The sequence below is a fragment of the bacterium genome (assembly GCA_024224155.1).
Lineage (GTDB): Bacteria > Acidobacteriota > Thermoanaerobaculia > Multivoradales > JAHEKO01 > CALZIK01.
This window is the reverse complement of record JAAENP010000539.1, coordinates 1-857: the sequence shown is the minus strand read 5'-3', so window position 1 is coordinate 857 and position 857 is coordinate 1. Positions and strand designations below refer to the sequence as shown.

Annotated in this window: 1 protein-coding gene; it reads right to left on the bottom strand. The window is 62.7% G+C overall.

The annotated features are described in order from the left end of the window. A partial coding sequence (locus GY769_25070; GenBank protein ID MCP4205196.1) for an IS4 family transposase occupies positions 1-857 on the bottom strand: 857 nt, incomplete at both ends.

Sequence of the window (857 nt, the reverse complement as noted above, 5' to 3'; positions counted from 1 at the left end):
TGAGGTTCTGCTTCACGGCCTTGAAGAACAGCTCGATCTTCCACCGCTCGCGGTAGATCGCAGACAGAGTGGTCGCCCCGAAGTCCAGGTGGTTGGTCAGCAGCACGATCTCGCGCTCCTTCTCCGCATCCCAGACGACCACCCGCCGCAGCAGATCCGGGCAATCCTCTTGGGCCTTCTTACTGGTGAGGCGGATGATCTCGTCGGCGAGAATGGGGCGGTTCTGCGGCAGCGGGCGCGCTTCGACGACCTCATAGCGGGTGCGGGCCTTCATCCGCGTGACGAAGAAGAGACCCTTGGCACACCATCGGCCGAAGAGAGCATAGTCGTTGTAGGCGCGATCCATGGCGATGATCGAGCCGGGATTGAGATGCAGCGATCGAGCGACCTTGACATCGGCTCGCTTGGCCTCGGTGATCAGCACGTAGGAGGGCATGTAGTCGTCGTGATCGAGCAGGACGTGGACCTTGACTCCACCCTTGGAGCGGCGGAACTTGGCCCAGGGAAAGAGCTTCAGACACAGCGAGATGGTGGTGGCGTCCAGCGACATGAGCTTGTTGCGGAACCGAAGCTTCGACGGCCGGTGATTTCCCAGCACCCCCTTGGAGCGGAACCGCCCCAGGGCCGTCCAGAACAGGTCCTCAAAGAGGCTGGCCGGTCGGTGTTGGTTGGCGTAGGCCAGCGTCGACTTCTTCGGAGCCTTGTCGATCCCCACATGGGTGAGCTTGCCCAGACAGCAGGCCAGGCCGTTGCAGATCTCCCGCAACGAGTCGGCTTGAGCCAGCTGGCAGAACAGCATGGACACGAACTGCGTCCAGCAGGTGAACCCTTTGGCGCCGCGCTCGGCGCCGTGCTTC